At 70.7% G+C, this 20,436-nt stretch carries 2 protein-coding genes; both read left to right on the top strand.

The annotated features are described in order from the left end of the window. The first annotated feature begins 474 nt into the window (after nucleotides 1-474). Nucleotides 475-8,667: an amino acid adenylation domain-containing protein gene (locus AMD30_RS12385; protein ID WP_055475847.1), complete on the top strand. Its 8,193-nt coding sequence runs from the start codon at nucleotides 475-477 to the stop codon at nucleotides 8,665-8,667. Further along, nucleotides 8,664-20,436: non-ribosomal peptide synthetase (locus tag AMD30_RS24555; protein WP_084817253.1), on the top strand; the 11,773-nt coding region annotated here is incomplete at its 3' end. The genes AMD30_RS12385 and AMD30_RS24555, both read left to right, overlap by 4 nt.

The raw sequence follows: 20,436 nt of genomic DNA, 5'->3' as shown, positions 1-20,436 counted from the left end.
CTTCGCTCCCGGCGCCGGGCCCCATTCGGCCCGCTCGCTTCGCTCCCGGCGCCGGCGACGCCATGTCCGGTATGTCGTTCCATCCCTCTGTCGGTCGAACGACCGAATCTCGGGGGTCTCGAACCGCCTCAGACGGTACGGGAGTGGCCAGTGTGACCCTGCTGGACTCGGGTGATCCCATCTGTCACATATGCTTTCGACTTCTTTTGTTCTCACGAACCACCCGAAGATGCGGGATGTATCACTTTCGGAAGCCGATGCGATGTACCGCGTATGATTCGTTGCTGTTCGACGATCGCTGCGGGGGGACGCGGGGGCGTCTTCGTCGAGCGACCCAATCGGCGAAACCGACGTCGGACGAGGCATGGATGACACTGCGTCCCACCGAGATGGGACTGGGGGGCACAGGCGCCCGGGGACACCCCGAGCGCCTCGAGGGGCGGACCTGCTGGGTCGACCGCGGCGCAACGTGCGATGTGGTTTGCCGAGAACCTCGTCGACGACCACTCGGTCACGGTCGCGCACTACCTCGACATCGTCGACGACGGGCGCCCGTTCGATCGGGACTTGTTCCGTCGTGGCGTTCTCGAAGCGGCGCGTGACCTCCAGACGGCGTACACCCGCGTGATCGAGGTCGACGGCACGCCCCAGCAGTACATCGACTTCTCCGTTCCGTTCGACGTCGTCGACGTCGACCTGCGGTCCGATCCGGATCCCGAAGCGGCGGCCGAGGACTGGATGCGCGCTGACCATCAGCGGACTGTGGACCTGCTCGCCGACCCGGTCGCCGTCGCCGCCTTCATCCGGATCGCCGACGATCGCACGTACTGGTACATGCGCGGGCACCACATCGCGTTCGACGGGTACGGCGCGCTGATGTGCCTCCACGAGGCGGTGGCTCGGTACAACCGGCATCGTGAGCCCGGCGGCGACGATCCCGGCAACATGGCATCGTCAGGGACCGGTCGCCGTCCGGTGCGGCGTGCCAGCGTCGCCGAGGTCGTCGCCGACGACGCCGCGTACCGCGAGAGCACCAGGTTCGAGAAGGACCGCGAGTTCTGGCGCGAACGCGCCGCCGGACTCCCCGAGCGGGTCACCCTGGCGGCCCATCCCGCGACGACGGGCGTCTGCAACGAGACGATCGTCTCCGCTGGAATGCTCGGCCCCGAGCTGGACGAGGCACTGCGTCGGTGTGCCCGGGACCTCGACGCCTCGGTTGCCGCGATCCTCACCGCCGCATTCGCCGCATTCCTCGCCCGTATGTCCGGAAGCGACGACATCGTCCTCAGCCTGCCGGTGACCGCGCGTACGACGGCGCGGATCCGGCACTCGGCCGGGATGGTCTCGAACATGCTGCCCCTGCGGGTGGACGGAATCGCCTCGGCGACGTGTGCCGACGTCGTCTCGGCCGTGACCGCGGAGATCACCGCGGGTCTCCGCCATCAGCGCTACCGGTCCGAGGACATCAGGGCGGCAGCCGGTTTCGGCGACACCCTCGGCACGACATTCGGGCCACTGGTCAACCTGCTGCTGTTCGACAAGCCGATCGTCATCGACGGCGCCCGGGTGCGCTATCACATGTTGTCCGCCGGGATGGTCGAGGACCTCGTGATGAACGTCTTCGCGGCCGGTCCGGACGCGCCGCTGGAAGTGGGCCTGCACGCGAACCCCGCCCTGTACGAGTCGGCCGAACTGAACCTGCACCGGGAACGCCTGCTGAACCTGCTCACACAGTTCGTGGCCGGGCCGAACCGGCCCGTCGCAGACCTCGACCTCCTGATGGTCGGGGAGTCGGCGACGCTGGACGACCTGGGGTCCGGCGGACCGGCCGTCGGCGTGGACGGTGAACACGTCCTGGACGCCTTCGATCGCCAGGTCGCTTCGACGCCGGACGCACCCGCGGTGACCTTCGGCGACACCACCCTCACATATCGCGAGTTCGCGTGGGCCTCCGCGAGATTCGCGGATCGGTTCGCGAGTCTGGGCGTGCGCCGTGGTGATCGGGTCGTCGTGGCGCTGGACCGGTCGATCGAGCAGGTGTGCGCCGTCTACGCCGCGATCGGGCTGGGTGCGGCCTATGTGCCTGTCGATCCCGCCGAACCGGAGGAGCGTCGACGGGCGATCACCGCCGCGGTGGATCCGGGTCTGGTCGTCGACGCGCGGTTCGTCGCCGACCTCCACGCCGACCTCGTCTCACCGGACCCTGTTCCGGCCGCACCGCCGCACCGAGATCGGCAGGCGCCGGCGGGTTTGGCGGCCTATGTCATCTTCACCTCGGGGTCGACCGGGACTCCCAAGGGCGTCGAGGTCGGTCACCGGGCGATAGAGCAGCGCCTCGCGTGGATGCAGCATGATCACCCGATCACCGCCGGGGATGCCGTGCTGTACAAGACACCGGCGACCTTCGATGTGTCGGTCTGGGAGTTGCTGTGGCCGTTGCGCGTCGGGGCGCGGATGGTGATCGCGGCGCCGGGCGGGCACCGCGACCCCGACTATCTCCGCGACCTCATCGAGCGTTCCCGCGTCACCGTCCTGCACTTCGTGCCGTCCATGCTCGACGCATACCTCGACGTGGTGCTCGGACGGGACCCTGCCGGTCCGGAGGCCGACGGGCGCCGGGTGATCGGCGATTCCGGCCCGCGCGACGCAGCGCACGAACGGATCTCGTTGCCCGATCATGTGCGCTGGTTGTTCACCTCCGGGGAGGCGTTGCCTGCCCGGCTCGCCCAGCGCGTGCGGTCGACCAGCCGCGCCGGACTCGTGAATCTGTACGGACCGACCGAGGCCGCGATCGACGTGACCGCCCAGCGGATCACGACCGATGGGGTCGTCGTTCCGATCGGTCGGCCGGTGCCGGGCACGGTGGTGCGGGTCCTCGACGGCCGTCTGCGTCCGGTCCCGGTCGGAGTCGCCGGCGAGTTGCACCTGGTGGGGGATCAACTGGCGAACTGTTATGTCGGCGCACCGGGTCAGACGTCGACCAGGTTCGTGGCCGATCCACAGGGCCTCGCGGGTGCTCGGATGTACCGCACCGGTGACCTGGTCCGGTGGACCGGCGACGGAGAGCTGGAGTATCTGGGGCGGACCGATCAACAGATCAAGATCCGGGGTCAGCGTGTGGAACCCGGCGAGGTCGAGGCGGTGATCGCCGCGATACCGGGCATCGACGCGGTGGCGGTCGTCGCACGCCGCGACCTCGGACCCGCGCCGGTCCTGGTGGCCTATATCCGCGCTCGCGGGGATCAGTTGGCGGGCAACGACTCCCACGCTGCCAACGGCCTCGGGGATGTCGGCGGTGTGGTGGATGCCGAGGTCGTGCGCGCACACTGCCGCCGTCGGCTTCCCGGCCACATGGTGCCCCACGGGGTGGTCGTGCTCGATTCGTTTCCCACCACCAGATCGGGAAAACTGGACCAGCGCGCCCTTCCGGCGCCGGAACTCGGTTCCGTCGCAACGAGTTTCCGGCCACCGCACACGCCTGCCGAGCGGGCGATCGTGGCGCTCGTGGAGGAGGGGCTCGACCGCGACGGGGTCAGCGTCTCGGACAACTTGTTCGCGTTGGGTTCCGACTCGCTGCTTGCCGCCCGGATGGTGTCCCGCGCACGCGTCGATCACGGGCTCGGGATCGCGCTGACCGATGTCTTCGAGGCGGTCGATCTCGCCGATCTCGCCTCGCGTGCGGTGGCGATCCCGGAGTCCGGCCAGGCCACCTCACGCCCGTCACGTCCGCTGCGTCCGGCACGAATTCCGCTGTCGCAGGCGCAGACCCGACTGTGGTTCATCAACCGGATGTCGCCGGCCGACTCGACCTACAACATGTCCGGGGCGCTGCGCCTGACGCATCCGGTCGACGCCGACGTGCTGCATCGGGCCGTCCTGGATGTCGTGAACCGACACGAGATCCTGCGCACGGTGTTCCCCGTCGTGGACGGGGAACCGGAGCAGCTGATCCTGGACCCGAAGGTGGCCGCCGATCTCCTCGGGAGCGGAGCGAGCGGGACGGGTGTCGACGGGAGGGACCTCGCAGCCGCGATCTCCGCGATCACGGACGTGGGATTCGACCTCGCCGAGCAGATCCCGTTCCGCTACCGGCTGGTGACGGGTCATCCCGACGGCGACGCCATCGTGCTGGTCCTGCACCACATCGCGGCCGATGGGCAGTCGCTCCGGCCGCTGCTGCGCGATCTGATGACCGCCTACGACTGTCGGCGCGCGGGCGAGGAGCCGGATTTCCCGCCGTTGCCGATGCAGTACGCGGATGTCGCCGTCGAGCGTGCCGAGACCCTCGGTACACCGGAGTCGCCGTCGCCGTTCCTGGTCGAGGGGCTGGAGTTCTGGCGTGCGGAGTTGCGTGGGGCGCCGGATCTGTTGCAGTTGCCCACCGACCGGCCGCGGCCGCGGGTGATGTCGAGTGGTGGGGCCCACGTGGACATAGTGCTCGGCCCCGATCTTACCGCCGGGATCCGGCGGCTTGCGATGTCGTTGTCGGCCACCCCGTTCGCGGTGTTCCAGTCGGCCCTGGCGATCACGCTGGGCCGGCTGGCCGCCACCGACGACGTGAGTATCGGCACCGCTGTCGCCGGTCGCGACGACCCGGAGGTCGCCGACCTGGTCGGCATGTTCGTCAACACCGTCGTCCTGCGCACGACGCTGCATCCGGGGGACACCGTCGCCGAGTTCGTCACCGCCGCGCATCGCCGCTGCGCCCGCGCGATGAGTTGCGCCGACGTCCCGTTCGAGCGCGTGGTGGACGCGGTCGCGCCGCATCGGTCTCCGGCGCACTCGCCGCTGTTCCAGGTCGCGCTGACGGTGCAGCCCGACCAGCTGGCCGAGCTCGCGCGCTGGACCGGGTCCGCGGAGGTTCTCGATGCGCGGGTGCCGTCGGCGAAGTATGACGTGACCGTCTCGGTGACCGATCACACCGACCGCTACGACGTCGAATTCGCCTATGCCACCGATCTCTTCGACGCCACCACGGTGCGGGAGATGGCGGGACGGCTGGAGTTCGTCCTGCAGCAGATGGTGCGCGGATCGTCGCGGACGATCGGTTCGATCGACCTGTTGCGGCCGGACGAGACGCGCCTCCTGGCGTCGCCGGCCCGGGGCGCGCGTGCGGAACAGACACTCGCCGGTCTGCTGGCGCGCGGCCTCGCCCGCGCGGACCCCGGCGCACCGGCCCTCGTCGGCGACAGTGCGTTGCGCTGGTCGGAAGTCGCGACCACCACCCATCAGATCGCCCGCGTCCTGATCGAGCGTGGCATCGGTCCGGGTGACGTCGTCGCCGTGAGCATTCCGCGATCACACCGGTCCGTCCTGGCCGTGCTGGGGGTGGCCGCGAGCGGAGCCGCCTTCGTGATGATCGACCCCCGTCTGCCCGTCGCGCGCCGAGCCGCGATGCTCGCCGACAGCGGGGCGGTGCTGCTGATCACGACGGATTCGGCCGCCACGGATGAGGGCATTACACCCGGTAGCGGGTCATCGGAGACCCGTTCCACGGTCGCACAGCTCGTCCTCGACGACCTCGAGGTCGATCTGGGCATCGCGGGTCGGCCGACGCACCCGGTGGCCGATGCCGAGAGGGTCCGGCCGATCTCCCTCGACGACGTCGCATATCTCCAGTTCACCTCTGGGTCCACCGGTCGGCCGAAGGCCGCCACATTGACACACGCCGGGTTCGCCGAGCTGGTCGCCGAACAACAGCACCGGCTGGGTGCGGCCCCGGATTCGCGCATACTGCACGTCGCCGCACCGGGATTCGATGTGGCGGTCTGGGAGATCGTGTTCGCGGTGTGTTCGGGGGCCCAGCTGGTGATCAGCCCACCCGATGTGTTCGCCGGACCCGAACTCGAGAACGTCATCGCCCGGCATCGGGTCACGCACACGATCATGACGCCCACCGCGCTCGCCACCCTCGATCCCGCAGCGGTGCCCGAACTCTCGGTCGTGATGGTGGCGGGTGAGGCCTGCCCGCCGGAGCTGGTCGCCAAATGGGACTCGGCGGGTCGCCCGCTGCTGAATCTGTACGGCCCCAGCGAGACCACCATCTGGGCCACCGCCTCCGCGCCCCTGCGGCCGGCGGAGCCGGTCACGATCGGCGGTCCGATCTCCGGAGTCGGCGTCAAGATCCTCGACGGGGGTCTTCGCCCGGTTCCGAACGGTGTCCTGGGTGAGCTGTATCTGTCCGGACGGGCGCTCGGGCGCGGCTATCACGGTCGTCCCGGATTGACGGCGGCCCGGTTCGTCGCCGATCCGTTCGACGTCGGGGGCCGGATGTATCGCACCGGCGACCTCGTCACGAGGACGCCGTCCGGTGACATCGTCTATCACGGCCGCAACGACTTCCAGATCAAGATCCGCGGGATGCGGGTCGAACCCGGTGAGGTCGACGGGGTTCTCGCGAGCCATCCCGACGTAGAGAGCGCGGTCACCGTCGGCACATCGACGCCGGCGGGGGAGACGGTCCTGGTGTCGTACGTGACCGCTCCGGCCGATCAAGTGCCGGCACCCGAGCACATCCTCGACCACGCTGCCGCCCGTCTGCCCGCACACCTCGTGCCGCACACCGTGGTGGTGCTCGACGAGCTGCCGATGACCCGCACAGGCAAGGTCGACCGCCGCGCTCTGCCCGCGGTGGAGATCTCGCCCGCACGTGAGTATGTCGCGCCCCGCAGCCGGCTCGAAGGCATCGTGGCCCAGATCTTCGCCGACGTGCTCGGGGTGCGACAGGTCAGCGTTCACGACGGGTTCTTCGAACTCGGCGGCAGCTCGCTGTCGGCGACCAAGGTCGCCTATCGCGTCGAACAGCACATCGGACGCCGCGTACCGATGTCGCTGCTCTTCGAGAATCCCACCGTGGCGGATTTCGTGGCCGCGGTGGCGACGGCCGACCAGGCGGTGGCCGGGCGCATGCTGACACCGCGCGAACGCACCCACGTCGTCGACCTCACCGGGGTCCAACGCGGGCTGTGGTCCATCAACCAGACCGATCCGACGTCACCCGCGTACAACGTCGGCCTGACCCTGGAACTCGACGGCCGATTGGACGTCCCCGCCCTCACCGGCGCGGTGGGCGATCTCGTCGCCCGCCACGAGTCGCTGCGGACCCGCTATCCGCTGCACGACGGTGCGCCGGTACAACTGATCATCCCCGCCGCGGATGCCGTGCACGTGTTGCGGATTCCGCTGGTCGATCTCGCCGGGGACCGGCTCGAGACCACCTCCGGGGACCGGGTGGCCGCCGAGGTGGCCGGGGTCGTCGACGCCGGTTTCGATCTGACCGGACCGCCGGCCGTCCGTGCGACGATCCTGCGACTGAGCGCCGACCGACACGTGCTGGTGTTCGTCGTGCACCACATCAACGCCGACGGTGGATCGCTCGGCCCGCTCGCTCGGGACCTCGCCGAGTTCTACGCCGCCCGGATCGCGGGCAAGCCAGGACCGCGCAGTGCCGCCGGGCAGCGAGTGCAGTTCGCGGACTACGCGATCTGGCATGCTGAGCGCCTCCAGACCACCCGACCCGACGGAGTCACCGAACGACAGCGTCAACTCGAGTACTGGGGACGGCGTCTCGACCGGGTGGGGGAGCCGGCGACGATCCCGACGGACCGTCCGCGGCCCGTCGAGCCGCGTCACCTCGGTGGCGTCGTCGATCTCCACATCCCGTCGTCGACCGCGACGATGATCCGACAGATGGCGCGGGTGGGTAACACGACCCAGTTCGCCGTCCTGCATGCGGCGCTCGCCGTCCTGATCGGACGACTGGCGGGCAGCGACGACGTCGTCATCGGCACGCCGTTCGCCGGCCGGGACGATCCCGCCCTGACCGACATGGTGGGAATGCTCGCCACCACGGTGCCACTGCGTACGCAGCTGCTCCTCGACGAGCCGTTCGCGGACCTGTTGCGACGCGTACACACCGACGATTTCGCCGACCTGGGGCACACCGACGTGTCCTTCGACGAGATCGTCGATCACCTCGCCCGCGCCGACCGCGGGTCGGTCCGTCGCGGACGCCGCAATCCGCTGTTCTCGGTGATGATCGCCTACCAGAACCTCGAATTCCCGGACGTCGAACTCGACGGCCTGCACGTCCGCCCGCGGCTGCCCTCGTCGTTCCCCGCCAAGGTCGATCTCGAGGTCATGCTCTACCCGGGTGACCCCGACGGCGTCGACCGGAACGGGGCCCTGGGCGGGCAGATCGCCTTCGACACCGATCTGTTCGACCCCGACACCGTGGCCTTGTTCGCCGATCGGTACCGAAACCTGCTGGCCGACATCGTGACACGGCCGGACACCGCGGTCGGGGATCTCGCGCTCTGGGAGGAGGGGACCGCCGCGGACCACCGGGGAACCGAGGACGCGCGGCCGCTGCACGACATCGTGTCGGCGGTCGCGGCGGTCGCGCCCGACACCGTCATCGGCGTCGCGGGGGCGCCGACGGTGACCTTCGCCGACCTCGAGGCGACGGCTGTCGCGATGTCGATCTCGGTTCCCGACGACGATCCGGCGGAGGCGCTGACCATCGCCGTGGCAACTCTTCTCGCCGATGCCGACCGGTCCATCGACGACGTCTTCGAGAGTGTACGAACCGCCGCCGAGGCCGTGTTGCATCTCGACACCGATTCCGGAACGGGTGCGGTCCCGCGAAATCGTGTGGGACCCGCGTGACGTCGGACGCCTCGATTCCCCGCGCCTCGACGGTGCCCGCCCCATCGTCGCCGCACCGCCCCTCGGCGCTACGGTCACTCGCGCTCGCCGCCACCCACGCGGGCGACGACCAGGCCATGACCGGTGCGGCGGGGCCGGTGTCCTTCCGCGCCCTCCATCGACGGGTGTCGGCGTCGGCCATCACCCTGGCCGAGCGCGGCGTCGCGTCCGACGCCGCGCTGCGTGCGACGGTGACGGCGTTGATGCCGCGCGCAGGGCTGAGTGGGTCGCAGCTCGCTGCGGCTGCCACCGAGATCGTCGAAGAACTCGATCGGCGCTTCGCCGAGGTACTCGGCGCCGGCGACCGCGAGTCGCTGCCGGGACTCTTCCGGATCGCCGCACGCCGCCGTGCCGACGCCGTCGCCATCACCGACCTCGACGGCGCGACGCTCACCTACCGTGACCTCGACGGGCGATCGGAACAGATGGCCCACGCCCTCGTTGCCCGCGGCGCGGGACCGGAGACCCTCGTCGGCGTCGCGCTGCCGCGGTCGGTCGACCTCGTCGTGGTGTTGGTGGCGGTCCTCAAGACCGGCGCCGCCTATCTGCCCCTCGATCGCACCCATCCGGTCGCGCGCCTGACCGGCATCGTCGAGGACGCGTCACCTGTCGTCGTCCTGGCCGAGGCCGAGACCGTCGAGGCCTGGGCCGAGATGGACGTGCCGCTGTGCACTCCGCAGGACTTGACGGCGCAGTACGAGATCGCCGCCGACGGCACGCCGCCCCCGCCGCTGCCGGAACACGTGGGCGCGCATACGAGCGCCTACGTGATGTACACCTCCGGGTCCACCGGGCGACCCAAGGGTGTCGTCGTCACCCACGACAACGTGGTGGCGCTGCTGACGGCACTCGACGCCGTCGTGGAGAGCACGCCCGACGACGTGTGGTCGCTGTTCCACTCCTACGCATTCGACGTGTCGGTGGGTGAGATCTGGGCTGCCCTGCGCGCGGGCGGGCGCCTGCTCGTGCTCGATCACGCGACCACACGCGCCCCCGACGACGTGGTCGAGGCCTTCGACCGGCACGGGGTGACGATCGTCAACTTCACCCCGTCGTCGTTCTATCAGTTCGCCGCGGCCGTCCGGCCGCCCCACGGCCGCCGGTTGCCCGACTCCGTTCGGCGAGTGCATTTCTCGGGAGAGCTGCTCGACTACGAGCAGGTCCGGAAGTGGCAGTCGGACCGGGAGACAGACGGGTCGGCGACCCGTTCGGGCGCCGACGTCGCGGGTCCGCAACTCAACAACATGTACGGTCCGACCGAGACGACCGTCTACATGACCCGCCGCGAACTGACGCGCGCCTTCGTCGACGAGGCGACCGCCTCCGACATCGGGACCTCACTGCTCGGTTCGCGTGTACACGTGCTCGACGGCCGGCTGGCACGCGTGCCCGACGGGGTGCCCGGTGAACTGTACGTCTCGGGTGCGCAGGTCACCCGCGGGTTCCTGAACCGGCACGGTCAGACGTCCACCCGGTACGTGGCCGACCCGTTCGGTCCGCCGGGCAGCCGGATGTATCGCACCGGCGACGTCGGGGTGTCCCGTAACGGGTCCATCGAATTCGTGGGACGACGCGATGGCCAGGTGAAGCTCCGCGGCTTCCGCATCGAGCTCGGCGAGGTGGAGTCGGCCATGTCGGGGCTCGCCGGTGTCGACGCCGCGGGAGCGGACATCCGCACCCTCGGCGACACCGAGCATCTCGTCGGTTACCTCGTCGCCACCGACGGGGTCGGTGATCCGGTCGCCACCGACGGGGTCGGCCTGGCGGCGAACGAGATTCGCACACTCCTGGCGACCGCGGTGCCCGACTACATGGTGCCGACGCGATACGTCTGGCTCCCGCGGCTCCCGCTCACCGTGAACGGCAAGCTCGATCGCGGCGCCCTGCCCGACCCGGTGGTGTCCGGGAACTCGCCGGCGGTCGCCGAACCGCCCGCCACCGCCACCGAGACGGCGCTGGCCGCGATCGTCGCCGAGATCCTGGGTGTCGGCGACGTCGGGGTCACCACGTCGCTGTTCGATCTCGGCGGCAACTCGCTCACCGTGACGCGGGTGGCTGCCCGGGCAGCCGAGCGATTCGACACCACCGTCTCCGCGCGTGCCGTGTTCGCCGACCCCACCGTTCGAGGTCTGGCATCGATCATCGACGGGCAGGACGGCGGGGACCCTGATCGGACGGGCGTCCCCGCGCGGCATGTGCCCCTGCGCCGGGTCGACCGCGACGGCGTGCTGCCGTTGTCGCCCGCGCAGCGTCGCATCTGGTTCCTGGAGACGCTCGACCCGGGCGGCGCCGGCTATCTGATCCCGGCGGTCCTCCGCCTGAGCGCCGCGCCGACGCCGAGTCGCGACGGCGGTCACCGGGCCCCGGACCCGGCGGTCGTCGCTGCCGCACTCGAGGATCTGCTTGCGCGCCACGAGGTCCTGCGCACGCGATTCGTGTCGGTGGACGGTGTTCCCGAACAGGTGATCGCCTCGGCCGGCGACCCCCGGCACGACGTCCGGGTGGCGCCCCCGATCGACATGCGCGGCGCGGACGAGGCCGATCTCTCGGCCACCATCGCCGAGATCACCACTCGTGGTTTCGATCTCGAGACCGCCGCGCCGGTCCGGGCGCGTCTGCTCCGCGTCGCCGACGACGACGCGATCCTGGTCCTGGTGGTGCACCACATCATCAGCGACGGCGGTTCGGTCGCGCCGATGGTCACCGACTTCATGGCCGCCTACGAAGCGCGTCAGGCCGGCCGGGAACCCGGCTGGGCGCCGCTGCCGGTCCACTACGTCGACTACGCGGTGTGGCAGCACGACAAGCTCGGGGACGCCGCCGATCCCACGTCCCTCGCCGCACGCCAGCTCGACTATTGGCGGACCCGCCTCGCGGGTGCACCGGAACTCGTCGAACTCCCGGTGGACCGACCGCGTGCCCCGGTCCGCGACGACACCGGGGCCGAACTGTCCTCGGTGTTCGACGCGGCCACCTGGAACGCGTTGAGAGAGCTAGCCGGACGGCACGGGGCGACGATGTTCATGGTCGTCCACGCACTGCTCGCGGTCACTCTCGTCAGGTCCGGCGCGGACGAGGACGTCGTCATCGGGACTCCGGTGGCCGGGCGAGGCGAGCGCGATCTGGACGCACTGATCGGGATGTTCGTCAACACGCTGGCGTTGCGAAGCCGGGTGCGTCGCGACGCCGCTTTCGCCGATCTCCTGGACGACATCCGCGACATCGACGTGGCCGCACTCGATCACGCCGATCTCCCGTTCGAGACCGTGGTCGACGAGGTCGTCGCAGGACGCAACACCGCACATCCACCCCTTGTCCAGGTTGCCCTCGCGTTCCAGAACGCCTCCCGGCCCGAGGTCGAGTTGCCAGGTCTCGTCGTCGCCGAGATCGAGGCCCCGGTCACCACGGCCAAGGTCGACCTGCAGGTCACCGTCCTCGATGAGCCGGGCCGCCCCGCCGACGCCGACACCCGCGTGATCGCGACCTACGCCACCGCGTTGTTCGACGCCGACACCGTGGACGCGTTCCTTCGTCGGATGGTCACCATCGCGCGAGCGGTCGCGGTCGACCCACACACGCCGGTCGGCGACCTGCCCACCGGCGACGACGACTCGGGCTCGGTGGTCGCATCCCCGGGAATCGCGTCGTCGAGGGCGACCTTGGCCGACCTGCTGGACGCGGCGATCTCCGCCAACCCCGACGGCATCGCGGTCACCGAGAACGGGCGGCATCTGACCTACGCCGAGCTCGACGTCCGGACCCGGCGGCTGGCCGGTGTGCTCGGCGCCCGTGGTGCCGGGCCGGGGTCCGTCATCGCCTTGGCCATCCCGAGATCGCTCGAGGGCACGGTGGGGTTCTGGGCCGTCGCACGCACGGGCGCAGCCGTGGCGCCCGTCGACCCCGCCCTGCCGGGCGAGCGTCTGCGACACATGCTGGACACCGTCGACTCACGTCTCGGGGTCGCCTCGGCCGCTGTGGTCGCCGGACTGGAGCCCGCGGTGGAGTGGGTCGTCGCCGACAACCACACTTGTGACGACGTGACCGGGAGCGGCGAGACAGGCGTCGAGACGGCCGCCCGACACCCGCGAACCGATGAGATCGCCTACGTCATCTTCACCTCCGGGTCGACGGGACGGCCGAAAGGGGTCGCGGTCACACACCGTGGGCTGGCCGACCTGGTCGCCGACGCCCGCGTCAGATTCGACCTCACGCCCGCGGCCCGCGTACTCCGCTTCGCCGCACCGGGTTTCGACGCCGCTGTCTTCGAGACACTGGTCGCGGTGGCAGCCGCGTCGACGATGGTGGTGGTACCGGACGGGGTGACCGGCGGCGTCGAGCTCGCGGCGACCCTGCGCCGGGAACGCGTCACGCACGCGACGATCACCCCGACCGCACTGGCCACCGTGTCCGATGCGCTCTCCGAGCCGGTGTCCGATGGGCTCTCCGAGCCGGGATCCGACGATCCGGGATCGGGCACGCGCGCGGCGGGATTCCCGGATCTCGAGGTCATCTCCGTCGCCGGTGACGTCTGTTCGCCCGAACTGGTCCGGACCTGGTCACCCGGACGCTCGATGCGAAACCTCTATGGCCCCACCGAGGCCACCATCTGGGCCACCTCGTCGGGGCCGATGCGTCCGGATTCGGCGGTCACCATCGGCGGTCCGATCGCCGGGATCACCGCCGCGGTGCTCGACCCGCGACTTCATCCCGTCCCGGCAGGCGTGACCGGCGAGCTGTATCTGGCCGGTCCCGCGCTCGCGGCCGGCTACGTCGGCCAAGCGGCGCTGACCGCCGAACGGTTCGTCGCCGCCCCGTTCCCGACCACCGCGTCCGGCGCGCCGGGGGAGCGCATGTACCGCACCGGGGACATCGTCCGGTGGCGCCGACGGAACGGTCGGTGGTCACTGGACTTCTTGGGCCGCACCGACTTCCAGGTCAAGATCCGTGGGTTCCGGATCGAGCTCGGCGAGATCGACGCCGTCCTCGGGGAGCATCACGCGGTGGACTTCTCGACGACCGCCGGCATCGAGCACCCGACATCGGGCGAGACGGTCCTGGTGTCCTGGGTGCACGGCGTCGCCGGTGTGGCACCCGACACCGACGACGTGGCCGCCCACGCGGCCCGTCGACTACCCGCCCACATGATGCCCGCCGTCATCGTGCCGATCGGCGAGATCCCGCTGACGGCCACCGGAAAGCTCGACACCGGGGCGCTGCCCACGCCGCGTTTCGGCGGCGACGTCCACGTCTCGCCGGAGACGGAGACCGAGCAGACGGTCGCGGCCGTCTACGCCCAGGTACTGGGACTCGACCCCGCGGAAGAGGTGTCGGCCGAGGCGTCCTTCTTCGCACTCGGAGGCACGTCGCTGTCGGCGACCCGGGTCGTGGCACGCCTGGGTGTCGCTTCCGGCGTGGAGATCCCGGTGCGCGCGCTGTTCGAGACCCCGACCGTGCGCGCGCTGGCCGCTGCCGTCGACGCCGGCACACACGGCCGCGGCGGCGACCTGCCGGCACTCGAGGCGGTCCGCAGGCCCGACCCGGTGCCCCTGTCGTACGCGCAGCGCCGGATGTGGTTCCTCAACCAGTTCGATCCGGACTCGACCGCCTACGTGATCCCGATCGTGGTCCGCGTGCGCGGCGACCTCGACGTGCCCGCGATGCGCTCGGCGATCCTCGACGTCGTCGACCGGCACGAGGTGCTGCGCACGATCTACCCGACGGTGTCATCCGACGATGCGGTCGGCGCCGGAGCCATCTCGGGCGGTGTCGAACCCGTGACGCACGTACCCACCGACTGGGCGGAGCGGATCACGGTCGGCCACACCGAGATCACGCCCCGGGCCGTCGCATCCTCCGACGAAGTCGTCCACCAGGAGATCCACGAACTGGTGGCCGCCACGTTCGATGTGACGACCGACCTGCCGGTGCGCGCTCGCATCGTGTCCGTGTCGGCGACCGAACACGTACTGGTCATCGTGCTGCACCACATCGCCGCCGACGGCGAGTCGGCGCCGGTGCTCGCGACGGAGATCGCCCGGGCCTATCGGTCCCGGCGATCGGGCCGGGCGCCGGACTGGCCCGCCCTGCCGTTCCAGTACGCGGATTACGCCGTGTGGCAACGACGTCGGCTCGGCGACGCCGCGGACCCCGAATCCCTGATGGCACGACAGCTGCGGTTCTGGGCCGAGCGGCTGACCGGCCTACCCGACGTCCTCCCGCTGCCGACCGACCGTCCCCGCCCCGCCGTATCCGACGGACGGGCGGCCACGGTGCGGTGGACGTTGCCGGCGGCGGCCGTCGCGCGACTGCGCCGGCGCGCCGCGGCGCGCCGCGCCACCCTGTTCATGGTCGCGCACACGGCCACCGCCGCGGTGCTCGCGCGTCTGACGTCGACCACCCGGATCGCGGTGGCCACACCCGTCGCCGGCCGCGGCCGCCAGGAGATCGACCAGCTCATCGGCATGTTCGTCAACACCGTCGTCCTGTCGGTCGACGTCGAGCCGCATCTCACCGTCGGCGCACTGCTCGAGCGTGTCAAGAACGCCGACCTCGCGGCGTTCGACAACGCCGACGTCCCGTTCGAGCGCGTGATCGACGCGGCGAACCCGCGACGCATCGAGAACGTGGAGCCGCTCGCGCAGGTCCTGCTCGTGCACGCCACGACCGGCGAACCGTCGCTCGGCGCACTCGACGGTCTCGACGGTCTCGACGCCGAATTCGTCGAACTCGAGGACACCGCGGCCAAGTTCGACCTCTCCATCGGCTTCCGCGAGACCGCCGACGGCGGGGTGGCCGGCTCGATCACCTATGCCACCGCGCTGTTCGACCAGGCGACCGCGGAGATGATCTCCTCGGCGTTGTCCTCGGCACTCACCGCACTCGCCGCCGACACCGATCTCCCGGTCGCCGACATCCCGATTCTCACGACGGCCGAAGCTGCTGCCCAACAACAACTCTCGGTCGGCCGCGTGGTGCGGTCGGCAGACCTCACGGTGCCGGGCGCGATCGCGGCCGCCGACCACGTCCGAACTCCGGAGGCGGTCGCGGTGCGCTGTGGCGAGCGCACGCTCACCCACCGCGAGTTCGGCGCGCGGGTGGCCACTCTCGCCCGGGATCTCATCGATCTGGGGATCGGCCCCGAGGACTGCGTCGCGGTGTGCATGCCACGGTCGGTCGAACTGGTCGTCGCGATCCACGCGGTCCTCGCCGCCGGCGGACAGTACATGCCGGTGGCACCCGACGCCCCGACCGACCGCACCCGGTACATGGTCGACACCTCGCACGCGACGATCGCGCTGGTCTGCGACGACCGGGCGCCGGCCGCACACGTGGTCGACCGCACCGTCGTGGTGGACGCCGGAAGCCCCGTCGACCTCGACACGGCCCCGGTCGCCGACGCCGAACGCCGGTCGACGCTACGACCCGAGCACGCGGCCTACACCATCTTCACCTCGGGCTCGACCGGCCGGCCGAAGGGCGTCACGGTGAGCCACCGCGCAGTTGTGAACCGGTTGCGGTGGGGCGTGGACGAATTCGGGATCGGGCCGGACGACTCGATCCTGCTGAAGACACCCGTCACCTTCGACGTGTCGGTTCCCGAACTGCTGACCCCGCAGCTGACCGGCGCCCGACTGGTCGTCGCGCCCGACGACGCACATCTCGATCCGCGCTCGATGGCCCGTCTCATCGACGCCGAGGAGATCACCACGGTCCACTTCGTCCCGTCACTGCTCGCGGTCTTCGTGGATGAGATTCGGGACGCCGCGCACCCACTCCTGCCGACCCTCCGCCACCTCTACTGTTCCGGTGAGGCGTTGCCGCCGGCGACCCTGCGGGCGGCGCGCGCGGTGCTCCCACATGTTCGCGTCACGAACCTGTTCGGTCCCACCGAAGCCGCCGTCGAGGTCACCGCGGCGACCCCGGACCCCTACGCCGACATGGTGCCGATCGGGCGACCGGTGTGGAACACCCAGACGCTCGTCCTCGACCGACGGCTGCGTCCGGTGCCCGCCGGCGTGACCGGCGAGTTGTATCTGGGAGGCGTCCAGCTCGCGCGCGGGTATGCCGACCGCCCCGATCTCACCGCCGAACGCTTCGTCGCCGATCCCGCGGGCGGCGGTGCCCGGCTCTACCGCACCGGCGACCTCGTCCGACGCAACCGCGCCGGAGACCTGGAGTATCTCGGGCGCAGCGACTTCCAGGTCAAACTACGCGGTCAGCGGATCGAGCTCGGCGAGATCGAGGCGGTCCTCGCCGAGGTGGACGGCGTCCGGCAGGCCGTGGTCACCGTCGCGAGCGCCCCGGGTGGGTCGGATCACCTGGTGGGATACCTCATCGGACCGGACACCAGCGGAACGGGCGGGGCCGACTCCGTCGCGCGCGCACGGGAGGCGGTGACCGCGTCGCTGCCGGCATACATGCGGCCGACTCTGTGGGTCCCGATGACCGAGGCACCGCTGGGCAGTACCGGCAAGTTGGACCGCAAGGCGCTGCCCGCGCCGCGATTCGACCCGTTGTCGGCAGCCGAGGACTCCGATGCCGCTCCCGTCGGTGAGTCGGAGCAGACGGTTGCCGCGATCGTCGCCTCGGTGCTGGGGCTCGAGGACATACCGATGACCCGTTCGTTCTTCGAACTCGGCGGGGACTCGATCGCATCCATCCGGCTCACGTCGGTACTGCGCGCCGCGGGACTGCACCTCACACCACGCGATGTGTTCGCGGCGTCGACGATCCGTGATCTCGCGCGAGTGGCACGGACGGAGTCGATCGCCGGGCTCGACGAATTACCCGGCGGCGCAGTCGGTCCGGTCGGAATGACCCCGGGTCTGGGGTGGATGCTCGAACTCGCCGACGAACCGGACGAGCTCGCGGACTTCTCGCAGAGCACTGTGCTCACACTCCCCGCCGAGGCCGACGATGCGGCGGTGCGGGCGGTGGTGACCGCCGTCGCCGCGGCCCACCCGATGCTCACCGCGTCGTTGCGGATCGATGCCGGTGGTGCGCCGAGCGTCCTGGCAGGCGGCGGCGACCCGGGGGACGTCGCGGTGGAGATCATCGACCGTTCCGACATCCCCGGGACGGGCACCGGGACGGCGACCTCGGCACCCGCGGTGGACGACGCCGTCCGGGCGGCCCACGCGCGAGCTCTCGGAACGTTGTCGCCCGCCGACGGGCGCCTGCTCGCCGCAGTCGGTGTCCGCTTCGCCGACGGCACCGGCCGACTGGTCGTCGCGGCCCACCATCTCGGCGTCGACGCCGTGTCGTGGCCGACCATCGTGACGGGTCTGGGCCGCGCGTGGTGGCAGCACCGCAACGGGGAGTCGCCGGCCCTCACCACATCGGGTACCTCGTTCCGGCGCTGGTCGGGCGTGCTGGCCGAACTCGCCGACCGGACCGCGGAGATCGACTGGTGGTCAGGACAGTTGCCCCTCGCGTCGCCTCCGGAGTGGACTGTCGACCGCGTCCGGGACCGCCTGGCCACCACGGTCTCGGCGACCCGTACCGTCGAGCCCGTTCTCGCCGAGCGGGTGCTGGGCACGGTCACCGAGTCGTTCCGCGCGCGCCCGGACACGGTGCTGGCGGCCGCCGTCGCGCTCGCGGTCCGGGGTCCGGAGTCGGCGTCGGGTCCGGTGTCGATGATGATCGAGAACCACGGCCGCGAAGAGGGCATCGCACCCGGTGCCGACCTGACGGAGACGGTCGGGTGGTTCACCTCCTTCGTCCCGGTGAGTGTCGATGTCCCGGGGACAGCGTGGACCGGAGGTGTGCCCGGCCCGGTCGGGAAAACCCACGACGTCACTCCGGGGCGTCGTCTGGCAACGATGGTGAAGGCGCTCAAGGACATACAGGCCCGCATGCCGGACAACGGCATCGCGTTCGGACCGCTGCGCTGGTCACGTCCCGACTCGCCGCTTCGGGCGCGGCCCCTCCCACCGATCACGGTGAACTACCTGGGCCTTCTGGGTCATGGCGCCGGGCGCGAAGCGAGCGGGCCGAATAATCGTGCGAACCTCGATGAAACCGAGACGACCGCAACGGAATTCGTTCCGGTCCCCGATGCGCCGTCTCTTCCGCCGTCGGTGCGGGGCGAGATGTCGGCCCTGGCCGCGCTCACCGTGACGGTCGCAGCGGCGGCGACCGCACACGGTCGCGAGTTGCGGGTGGACCTCACCGCGCCCGAAGGTCTGCTCGACGAGTCGGCACTGGCCGGCATCGCGGATCGATGGGCGACGGCCCTGTCGTCGCTCGCGGCGTATGTGGACGCCGTGGGCGATCCGGGGCCCAGTGAGACCGACGTGATCGGCGGACTCGATCAGGCGGAGATCGACCACGTGCTCGCCGCGCGGTCGGCGACACCACGTACGCGCGCCCCCTACGCGATCTGGCCCCCGACCCCGCTGCAGCACGGGCTGTTCTACGAGGCGGAGCGGCTCGTGGGCGCCGACCCCTACGTGACGCAGTCGATCATCGAGTTCGACGGCAATCATCCCGTCGACACGATTCTGCCGGCGATCCGCGAACTGCTGGCCCGGCAACGCGTCCTGCGTTCGGGGTTCACCCGGACGCCGTCCGGCCGGCTGGTGGTGGTCGTGCCGCCGACCGACCATCCCGCGGTCACCGAACCGGACTTCCGCGGCGCCGATCTGACCGATGTGAGCGTGGCCGACGCTGCGGCGCGGATCGCGGAGATCGCCGCCGAGGACCTGCGCCGCCCGTTCGCACTGGACACCCCGCCGTTGCTCCGGTTCTCGGCGGTGTCCCACGACACGGTGACCGGCCCGGCTCTCACGCTGGTGATCACGGCCCACCACATCATCCTGGACGGCTGGTCGGGTCCGGTCCTCGTCGCCGACCTGCTCGCGGCACATCTCGGCCGGCCCGCGATCACCCCCGCCCGCGACTTCGAGTCCTACCTCGCATGGCTCGAGAGTCGCGACCGGACGACCGCGCTGGACGCGTGGCGCGAGCATCTCGCCGACGTCGGCCCGACGCTGGTCTGTCCACAGGTGCACCCCCGCGGTGATCGCGAACCCCGCCGCCACGAGGTGACCGTCCGGGTCACGGCGGACCGGCGGACGGCACTGGAACGGACGGTGCGCCGGCTGGGCACGACGACGAGCACGGTGCTGCACGCGGCGTGGTCGATCGTGCTGTCCCGCTTCACCGGCGAGGAGCGAGTCGTCTTCGGTGAGACTGTGTCGGGGCGGCCCGCCGACCTCGACGGTGCCGACAGCATGATCGGCCTGTTCATCAACACGGTGCCGGTGGTCGCCGACGTCGACCCGCGTCAGACGCTGGCCGGGCTCATCGGTGAACTGCACCGCGCCCGGGCGCGGATGCTGGACCACCAGTTCGTCGGGCTCGGGGACATCACCGCGGTCACCGGACACTCGAGGCTCTTCGACACCCTCGTGGTCTTCGAGTCGTATCCCGTGGACGTGGACACGGTGGTGGAGGGGTCGCGGACCTCGGGTCTGGAGATCCGCGACGTGAGCACGACTGATGCCACGCATTATCCGTTGGCACTCATCGCCGCGCCGGAGGGGGACGACCTCTGTCTCACGGTCAAGGCCGATCTGGCCGTCGTCGGTGACGGGATCGCCGAGGTGATCGCGGCCACGCTGACGGATGTCCTGGACGCGGTAACCGATGATCCGGCGCTGCCGACCGCCGCGCTCGATCCGATGCCGGCCGCCATGCGCTCGACGGTCGAGGGTTGGTCGCGTGGTG

The organism is Gordonia sp. HS-NH1 (assembly GCF_001418765.1).
Taxonomy (GTDB): Bacteria; Actinomycetota; Actinomycetes; order Mycobacteriales; family Mycobacteriaceae; genus Gordonia.
The sequence above is the reverse complement of the archived record's forward strand: the minus strand, read 5'-3'. Positions and strand labels throughout refer to the sequence as shown.